Consider the following 9485-nt stretch of genomic DNA (forward strand, 5'->3'; position numbering starts at 1 on the left):
ACAAGTGACCAAAAAGACCCGCCGTGAGCTTCCATCCAATGGAAACCCAAACGGCGGGTCTAAAAGCTTAAAAGCCTTGAATTAACAGAGCAACTTACACCAATGAAGCTCTGACAAACAGGACCTTAAGGGAAATCTTAGCGACGCAGGCCCAGGCGCTCGATCAGCTTACGGTAGCGCTCAACGTCGTTGTCCTGCAGGTACTGCAGCAGACCCTTGCGGCGACCGACCAGCAGCAGCAGACCACGACGGGAGTGGTGATCGTGCTTGTGGAACTTCAGGTGCTCGGTCAGCTGACGAATACGAGCGGTCAGCAGTGCAACCTGAGCCTCCGGGGAACCGGTATCGGTCTCGTGCAGACCGAATTCCTTGAGAATCTCTGCCTTTTCTGCAGTATTCAAAGCCATGTAAATCTAACTCCTTGAATCAAATTATGGTCGTTGTTTCAGTCCACATTCTCGGCTTTCTCGGAACCAAACAGCATTTGGCAGCTAATTCCTCGCAACTGCTTGTGGACCGCAGTCACAGCCGACGGGAAACTTTACCAGCTATTCCGCTTTAGCCAAAATGGCCTTGGTGTCAGTGACGTCCTGGTTCATTCGGTCAATGAGTTCTTCGACCGAGTCGAACTTCTCCATTCCGCGAATACGGTGGACAAACTCTATCTGTCCGGCAGTGCCGTAGAGGTCCGCATGGCGGTCAATAACGTAGGCCTCTACCGTGCGGTCAGTGTCCCCAAAGGTCACATTGGTGCCCACTGACACCGCTGCTGGGTAGCGAACCCCGAACTCGATATCGCCTTCCTCATCCGCCTCGGGTCGTGCCTGCGTCGGCTGAGCTGTAAACCACGCTGCGTAGACACCATCGGCTGGGATTGCCAAGCCTTCTGCGAAGTCAATGTTGGCTGTTGGAAAGCCGAGCTGTGCCCCACCGCGCCCCTGGCCTGGAATGACATCGCCATCGACACGGTAGAAGTACCCAAGACACGTGGCGGCCGCGGACACCGCACCGTCGGCAAGCAAACCGCGAATACGCGTCGAAGAGACACGCTCCGTAGAGTCCTCGGCGGTGACATCAAGGAGATCGACGATAGTGACGTCCACCCCACACTCACGGCCGTGCCCCGGCATAGTCTCGGCAGTACCTGCGGCCTTTTTCCCATAGGTGAAGTTCTGGCCGACGAAAACGGCCTGCGCGTTCAGCTTGTCGCGGACAACGGTGCGGACAAAGTCCTCAGCGGGGATGCTGGAGAAGTTCTTGTCGAAAGGCACGACGAGCATGGCATCGATTCCCTCCGCCTCTGCCAGTTCGGCACGACGGGAAACAGTGGACAGTGCTGGCGGCACCTTATCCGGGGCAAACAGCGCTACCGGGTTAGGGTCAAAGGTCATCAGCAGCGATTTCACGCCACGAGCGCGAGCGTCTCTGACCGCAGCAGCAATCAGACGCTTATGACCGAGGTGAATTCCATCGAAAACCCCAATGGTTACGACCGTGTCGCCCAGGTCTGCGGGTGCATTGTCCAAGCCATACCAAATCTCCACAAAGAGCCAGTGTAACTGGTCGCCGTTTAACACACCGCATATAGTGCAACATAGGATTGCGTCTATGACCGACTTCGATCCAATTGCAGACGCCGGCATTGTCATCGTGGACAAGCCCCAAGGCTGGACAAGCCATGATGTAGTGGGCAAACTCCGTCGAATTTTCCGCACTAAGAAGGTCGGCCACTCTGGCACCCTCGATCCGATGGCCACCGGCGTTCTCGTCCTCGGCATCGGCCGTGGCACCCGTTTCCTGCCGCATGTGCACGCCGACACGAAGTCCTACCAAGCGACGATTCGTCTCGGCGCTGCCACGCTTACCGACGATGCCGAGGGCGAATTGCTTTCCGAATCCTCAGCGGCAGCAGTGACCGATGAAATGATTCGGGAGAAAGTTGCTGACTTCACCGGCTCAATTATGCAGAAACCGGCTGCGGTATCCGCGGTGAAGATCGACGGTGTCCGCGCCTACGAACGTATTCGCCGGGGCGAGAAGGTCGATATCCCCGCTCGTCCGGTGACAATCACCCGCTATGAAGTTTTGGACATCCGCCACGACTCCAATCCTGTTCGTCCCGGTGAATGCATCGACATCGATGTGGAGGTCGACTGCTCTGCTGGTACATTCATCCGCGCGTTGGCTCGTGACTTGGGGGAGGCACTGGGAGTCGGTGGGCATCTCACCGCGCTACGGCGTACTGCTGCAGGCGTTTTCACCATTGACGAGGCATTGACTATCGACGAGCTCACGGCCAAAGCCGAACAGTTTGACGCTGCGCACCCGGAACTTGCGGAGATGCGTCGCCCCAGCCCGGAGCGTGCCGCTGCGTTGCTACCGATGAGTCTGGACGAAGCCTGCCTGCGTTGCTTCGATACCCGCGAAATTACTGAACAGCAGGCGGCTGATTTGGCGCAGGGCAAGTGGTTGGAGCCGATCGGAAAGTCGGGGATCTACGCGGCGGTGTCACCAGCCGGAAAGGTTCCGGCACTGCTCACAGAATCTGGCAAGCGAGCCAAAACGGTCTTCGTGGTGCGCCCGGCCACGCTGTAAGAGTTAATCCGTCAGCGGCAACGCCACGTGCCGCTTAAGCCTGCTCGAGCCACACCGCCGTGATAACAACTCCGGCACCGCGGACCCAGAAGCCCAATACGCCGCGGAAACACTCGGGCACCTCACGATGAAACGCCAGCGCCAAAGGTCCGCCCGTCACTCCCCGCGAAAAACCCCATCTGGTTAATGGCTTCTTCCCCAGCTGCACGGAGACCTCATCAAAATCGAGCCACTGACCGACTATCGGCTCCCAGAGCTTGTACATCGATTCCTTGGCGCTAAATTGCACCAGCGGGTCAAGGCGAGCCTCGTCAGCGCGCAAGACGGAATCAATGATTCCTAACTCTAGAGTCTGCTCAACTTCCACATCGATACCAAGCCCCTGCAGCTGTTCATCGTGCGCGGCCACTGCTGCGACAGCCTTGTCGCAGTGACTAATTGATCCGACAACTCCTCGCGGCCACAGGGGCGCGCCACTGGGTGATGCAGCAATCCCGTCTGGGGCAGACTCTCCTAGTCTCTGCAAAACCTCATGCGCAGTGAGACGCCCCCGGGTGAAATCTCGAACTCGTGCTGTTACGGCTCTGTCAGAAAGGGTGAACTCAGCACTGCGGAGCTGTCGCAATTCTGCGTCGCTAAAGGGCAGCTCGGCATTGGGCCTGATAACCAGCTGGCTACCCGCAGGTAGATGTGTGGTTAGGGCCTCCTGGACGTCGGCAAGCACATTCATTCGTTGACGCCGTACCATTTCTCGCCGCGGAAGCGGGTGGCGACAAAGACAAGTCGCAAAATCATGAAGGCCAAGAGACCACACCACACGCCGGTCAGACCCCAGCCAAATGCCTGCGCCAGCCAGACCGGTGGGAGGAATCCGCACAGGACCGCGCTAACGGTGGCGTTACGAAGGAAGGCTGCGTCGCCGGCACCGAGCAACACGCCGTCGAGTGCGAAGACGATACCGCCGATAGGAATCATTGCGACGAGAATCCACCATGGTCCCGAGGTGACGGAACTAATTACACCTGAGTCATCGGTGAAGACGCGGACGATGCTGGCGTTGCCGACGGCGAAGATAGCTGCGAGGCCGAGAGAAATGATGCTTGACCATGCAGTAACTCGCTTGCCAGTCCAGCGGGCAACACCCGTGGAGCTACCGCCTAGGGCTGCACCGACGAGTGTCTGTGCTGCAATGGCCAGAGAATCGAGAACCAAAGAGATGAGATTCCACAGCTGCAGCATGACCTGGTGCCCACCGAGCGTGTTCGGCCCCACGCGGCCAGCAACTGCGGCCGCGGAGAGGAACGCTACCTGGAAGGACAGGGACCGAACAATGAGGTCGCGACCGAGGACAAGCTGGCTTTTGATGATGCTGCCGTTGGGGCGCAGGGCAAGGTTGCGCTGAGTACACTCCTTGAAAAGACTGCGCAGGAATAAGCCGCCGGTAATCAATTCGCCTAAGAGCACGGCCATTGCGGAGCCCTCAAGCCCAAAGGCACGGACAAGCGGCACAATGACAATGGCTGCGGGAATGAGGCCGGCTAGTACAAAAAGCAACGGTGCGCGGGTGTTTTGAATGCCTCGCAGCCAACCGTTGCCCGCCTGCGCAATCAAGGTCAGCGGAATGGCGAAGGCCGCAACGCGTAGCCACTGCCCTGCATCCTGGGCGACCTCAGAGTGTGGAGCGAGCCAACCGGTAAATACCGGTGCTAGTCCCACGATGATGGTGAAGAGGCTAAGACCGACGAAAATGGCAACCCATGTTGCCTGCAGCCCCTCTTCGACCGCTTCATCAACGTTGCCTTTACCAAATGCTCGTGCTGATCGGGCGGTGGTGCCATAAGCCAGGAAAGTGAGCTGCGTGGTCACCACGGAAAAGACGGTGGAGCCAGCGGCAAGTGCCGCTAGCTCAATCGCTCCGAGCCGTCCAATAACGGCCGTATCCAGCAGTACATAGAGAGCCGGCGCGGCAAGCACACCCAGCGCGGGTAGCGCCAGCGAAACAATCGCTCGGAGGCTGACATCCGACTTCGAGTTGTGTCCGGTTCGCTCTATGTCAGCTTGCTTGACCTCAGTATGCTCCTGAGTTTCTCGCGAGTCCGACAATCCCCTAGACCTCGCTCATATCACGCCGTGCCTGGGCTGCGACCTCGCTCGTGCCCAGAATGGCCTGCAGCAGCTCATCCTTGCTGCACTCGCGAGTCAGACCGGCTGCGCGCTCGTGGCCACCGCCACCGATTGCCAGGGCAACCTGGGACACATCGACAACCTCTCGGGAACGCAACGATACCGCCCACTGGCCTGGCTCATACTCCTTGAGCACCGCACAGACATCAGCCGCATTTGTCGTCCGCACGATGTCCACGACTGACTCAATCTCATCGTGACCGACCTCGCTGGTCTGATCGTGCTCAATGACGACGTGGATGAGACCGGCGCCGTCGCCCCACTCGGGCACGAGTGTGGCAGTGGAAAGCACCTGCCCCAGGAAGGGCAAGTAGGCAAATGGGTGCTCCTCCAACAGCTGCGCACCAATTGTGCGGGGATCGAGCCCCTTGTCCAGCAACCGCGCCGCCGAGGTATGCATGCGAGAACGCCCAAACTGGAACGACGCGGTGTCTGTCAACAACCCCGCATAGAGCGCATGCGCCATCGGCGTGGTCAGCTTGATGCCCCAGACGCCGAAGAAGTCCAGCAGCACCATGGTCGAGGACTCTGCGAGCGCATCAACCATGTTGACGGCCCCAAAGCGGGTGTTGGTCGCGTGGTGGTCGACATTGATTACGCGGTCGGAAGCCATCACGCGCTCTTCTAACTCACCGAGGCGCCCCGGGCTTGCGCAGTCGACGGTCACCCATGTATCGATATCCTCATCCAAGTCCGTGTACTCCACGAACCGCTCCCACCCGGGGATGGTCAGCAGCGACTTGGCGGGCAAATCGCTCTCGCCGTAGCTGGCAACAGCCGAAATGCCACGCTGTACAAGAGCCATGACCATCGCAGATGCAGCACCAATCGCATCCGCATCGGGGTGAACATGGGCAATGACGCCGACCTTCTTGGCGCCGGCAAGCATTTCTTGCATCTGCTGAATCGGCTTGGACATGCGGCGATCAATCGCCTGAGAGAGCTGATGGGCTGCCTGCTCTTGAGCCTGCGGAGAAGTGGTCACGTTAGTGCCCCTTTCATCTATAGGTGTGGCTGGCGGAGAGTTTTACTCCTCGTCGCGGTATGGGTTGGCATCGCCCGCGGGCTTGGCATCCCTTGCCCGTTCCGCCAGTTCTGCATCACGCGCGCGAGTCTTGTCGAGAAGCTCCTCCAAGTGCGCAGAAATCTCCGGCACCGTGTCGACCTCGAACGTCAGGGTCGGTGTGTAGCGCACACCGGTGCCACGACCGACCAGGGAACGCAGCTGCCCCTTCGCCTTTTCCAGCGCTGCCGTCGCAGACTCATAATCCGGTTCCTCGTCCAGCGTGCGTCCGCGGACGGTGTAGAAAATCGTGGCATCGTGCAAATCGCCGGTGACGCGGCAGTCCGTGATAGTCACAAACTCCAGGCGCCGATCCTTAATTTCACGCTCAATTGAGCTGGCGACAATCTCCTGAATTCGCTTGGACAGCCTGCGCGCGCGTGCTGGATCTGCCATTTTTGGCTACTCCCTATCTATCTAAACCTGTGCGTAACGATTCGTAGCTAGACCCCTTATAGCGTGGGGCCTGAGGTGCCCCTTCGCTGACAACGACACAATTGGGATCCGGCAAAAGCGATTCAATACAAAGGACTGCTAATACTAACGCAAAACACTACTCAACTTCGAACCGCAAGTTTCGTATCTTCACCTGCGGCCGTCTACCGAGTGCGGTCATGTGTTTCGCCCTACGTTCGACCTTTGTTAGTGCCCCTTTCATCATCATGACAATACTGCCGACACCATCGATGTCATCGCCTGCTTGAGAAGCCACTACAACCAAGATGCGCAGGCGAAACGGGGTCTCCTCACCCCCGCTATCGCACAGCAACTCAACGGCCGGAAATGCCAGCCAGAGCGCAGCTCAGAATCTTTGCCTACACCTAACATACGTCGTCAGTCCCGAAAAGCAGCGTTGGCCCAAACGCTACCGCGTGGAGGTACCAATTATGACCATCCTCAATGGTTACTTCGGAATCAAAGGCGAACTTCCCTGACCAAATCCTGTCCAATTGCGCAAGAGTCTCCTCTGCGCTCGCCGGAGGATAACTCAAAATATTCGTTCGCGGCAGTTCACCCGAGAGTGCAAAGAGATTAGTTTTGAAGCCCATAACGAACACCGTACGCAAAAAGGCGCTCCCCGAAGGGAGCGCCTTATCAAAGTTCACGCAGTGCTTAGCTTGCGGTTCAGCTTGCGCTACTAAGTGCGCGGAACCTCAACCATCTCGTAGACCTCGATGACATCGTCGACCTGGATGTCCGGGTAGGACAGCACCATACCGCACTCGTAACCGGCTGCGACCTCGGTGGCATCATCCTTCTCGCGCTTCAGCGACTCGATGGTCGCCGAATCCGTGATGACGTTGCCGTCGCGTACCAGACGAGCCTTGGCATTGCGGCGAACCTTGCCGGACTCCACCATGCAACCTGCGATGAGGCCAACTGCGGAGGACTTGAAGATGGCGCGAATCTCTGCACGACCGATCTCCTTTTCCTCGTAGACCGGCTTGAGCATGCCCTTCAAAGCGGCCTCGACATCCTCGATAGCACGGTAGATTACCGTGTAGTAGCGAATGTCAACGCCCTCAGCATTGGCGAACTCAGTGGCCTTGCCCTCGGAGCGAACGTTGAAGCCGATGATAACGGCGTCAGACGCGGCAGCCAGCGAGACGTTGGTCTGCGTGACAGCGCCTACACCACGGTCGATGATGTTCAGGGCGACCTCGTCGTCGACCTCGATCTTGAGCAGGGCTTCTTCCAGTGCCTCGACGGTACCGGCGTTGTCGCCCTTCAGGATCAGGTTGAGGGTGTTGGTCTCCTTCAGAATCTCGTCCAGATTCTCCAGGGAGACGCGCTTACGACGACGTGCCTGCAGTGCGTTACGACGGCGCGCGTCACGGCGGTCTGCAATCTGGCGAGCCGTACGATCCTCATCAACAACCAGCAGGTTGTCGCCAGCACCCGGCACGGAGGTCAGGCCGAGCACCTGAACCGGACGGGAAGGACCGGCCTCTTCGACATCGTTACCGTATTCGTCGACCATGCGGCGAACACGGCCATAGGCGTCACCGACAACGATGGAGTCACCGACGCGCAACGTACCGCGCTGGACGATAACGGTTGCCACGGGACCACGGCCGCGGTCAAGGTGAGCCTCAATGGCGACACCCTGGGCATCCATATCCGGGTTGGCGCGCAGATCCAGCGAAGCGTCTGCAGTCAGCAACACTGCTTCGAGCAGCTGATCGATGTTGGTGCCCTTCTTAGCGGAGATATCGACGAACATGGTGTCGCCGCCCCACTCTTCGTCAGTGAGACCGTATTCAGTCAGCTGACCACGAATTTTCTGCGGATCCGCAGTTTCCTTATCAATCTTGTTGACTGCCACGACGATGGGCACATCAGCGGCCTTGGCGTGGTTAATAGCCTCAACCGTCTGCGGCATAACGCCGTCATCGGCTGCAACCACCAGAATCGCGATATCGGTCGACTTTGCACCACGGGCACGCATGGCGGTAAACGCCTCGTGACCCGGGGTATCCAAGAAGGTAACCTTGCGCTTCTCGCCGTCGAGCTCCACCGGCACCTGGTAGGCACCGATGTGCTGGGTAATACCACCGGACTCGTGACCACCGACGTTAGCCTGACGAATGGTATCCAACAGGCGTGTCTTACCGTGATCGACGTGACCCATCACGGTAACCACTGGCGGACGCTGCTCCAGGTCCTCATCGTCGCCCTCGTCCTCACCGAACTGGAGGTCGAAGGACTCGAGGAGCTCACGGTCCTCATCCTCCGGCGAGACGACCTGGACCTTGTAGTCCATCTCATCGCCGAGCAGCTGCAGGGTCTCATCGGAAACCGAGGCAGTTGCCGTTACCATTTCGCCGAGGTTGAACAACGCCTGGACCAGCGATGCTGCGTCAGCGTTAATCTTCTCAGCGAAGTCGGACAGGGATGCACCACGTGCGAGACGAATGGTCTTGCCCTTACCGTTAGGCAGCTTAACGCCGCCCACCACGGATGGTGCCTGCATTGCCTCGTACTCATTGCGCTTCTGACGCTTCGACTTACGTCCGCGACGCGGGGCGCCTCCTGGCCGCCCGAATGCACCTGCAGTTCCACCGCGACGTCCACCGCGACCACCGCGTGGTCCGCCACCCGGACCTCCTGGGCCACGACCACGGCCACCGAAGCCGCCACCAGCGCCGCCGCGGCTAGCCTTTGCCGGCATCTGCCCCGGATTCGGGTGCGAAGGCATCATTGCCGGAGTTGGACGGTTGCCACCCGGCTTATTACCGCGGCCCTGGCCTCCCTGTGGGCGTGGGCCACCCTGGCGTGCTCCAGGCTTTGGTCCCGGACGACCGTGTCCTCCCTGCGAGCGCGGGCCACCCTGGCGTGCTCCAGGCTTCGGCCCCGGACGACCAGAACCTCCCTGCGGGCGCGGCATGTTAGACGGCCGCGGTGCCGGGCGGGAGGATCCGCCGGTAGAAAATGGGTTGTTTGCTACACGCGGTGCGCGTGCGCCTGGCTTCGGACCCGGTTTCGGGCCAGCCGGCTTCGGCGGGCGTGGCATTTCCTGTCCAGGCTTCGGGGCGCGGGACGGTGCGGCGTTGCCGGTACCCGGCTTTGCTGCGCCCGGCTTCGGGCTCGGGGCTGCTGGCTTGGCACCCGGCTTAGCCGCCGCTGGTGCAGCGGGTTTAGC

Annotated in this window: 8 protein-coding genes and 1 pseudogene; 1 reads left to right on the plus strand and 8 read right to left on the minus strand. The window is 59.6% G+C overall.

Annotated elements, in window-relative coordinates:
* Positions 1–137: 137 nt before the first annotated feature.
* A complete protein-coding gene (gene rpsO, locus ADA16_RS00830) occupies positions 138–407 on the minus strand; it encodes a 30S ribosomal protein S15 (protein WP_016422594.1) in 270 nt (89 codons plus the stop codon).
* Between the two features lie 141 nt (positions 408–548).
* Entirely contained in the window at positions 549–1544 is a 996-nt protein-coding gene (locus tag ADA16_RS00835) for a bifunctional riboflavin kinase/FAD synthetase (protein ID WP_048758418.1), read from the minus strand.
* 64 nt (positions 1545–1608) lie between these two features.
* On the opposite strand from ADA16_RS00835, the gene truB reads away from it, so the two are divergent.
* Complete coding sequence (truB, locus tag ADA16_RS00840) at positions 1609–2595, plus strand: tRNA pseudouridine(55) synthase TruB (protein WP_048758419.1); 987 nt, start codon at positions 1609–1611, stop codon at positions 2593–2595.
* A 34-nt stretch (positions 2596–2629) separates the two neighbouring features.
* On the opposite strand, the gene ADA16_RS11300 is transcribed toward truB, so the two are convergent.
* The 6 genes and pseudogenes from ADA16_RS11300 to infB all read right to left on the minus strand — a co-directional run.
* The gene (locus tag ADA16_RS11300) at positions 2630–3004 is read right to left on the minus strand and encodes a 4'-phosphopantetheinyl transferase superfamily protein (RefSeq protein WP_239659291.1); all 375 of its coding nucleotides are present in this window, start codon (positions 3002–3004) and stop codon (positions 2630–2632) included.
* Positions 3005–3007: 3 nt separating this feature from the next.
* A pseudogene (locus ADA16_RS11305) lies at positions 3008–3343 on the minus strand (4-phosphopantetheinyl transferase); the annotation flags it as partial.
* Entirely contained in the window at positions 3322–4698 is a 1377-nt protein-coding gene (locus tag ADA16_RS00850; RefSeq protein ID WP_152680703.1) for an MATE family efflux transporter, read from the minus strand. The gene ADA16_RS00850 and the pseudogene ADA16_RS11305, both read right to left, overlap by 22 nt.
* A gap of 4 nt (positions 4699–4702) precedes the next feature.
* A complete protein-coding gene (locus tag ADA16_RS00855; RefSeq protein WP_048758421.1) occupies positions 4703–5764 on the minus strand; it encodes a DHH family phosphoesterase in 1062 nt (353 codons plus the stop codon).
* A 42-nt stretch (positions 5765–5806) separates the two neighbouring features.
* A complete protein-coding gene (rbfA, locus tag ADA16_RS00860) occupies positions 5807–6238 on the minus strand; it encodes a 30S ribosome-binding factor RbfA (protein ID WP_048758422.1) in 432 nt (143 codons plus the stop codon).
* Between the two features lie 742 nt (positions 6239–6980).
* The coding region (infB, locus tag ADA16_RS00870; protein WP_048758423.1) for a translation initiation factor IF-2 at positions 6981–9485 on the minus strand (2505 nt) is incomplete at its 5' end.

Origin of the sequence: Corynebacterium vitaeruminis (genome assembly GCF_001054325.1) — a bacterium.
Taxonomy (GTDB): Bacteria; Actinomycetota; Actinomycetes; order Mycobacteriales; family Mycobacteriaceae; genus Corynebacterium; species Corynebacterium vitaeruminis_A.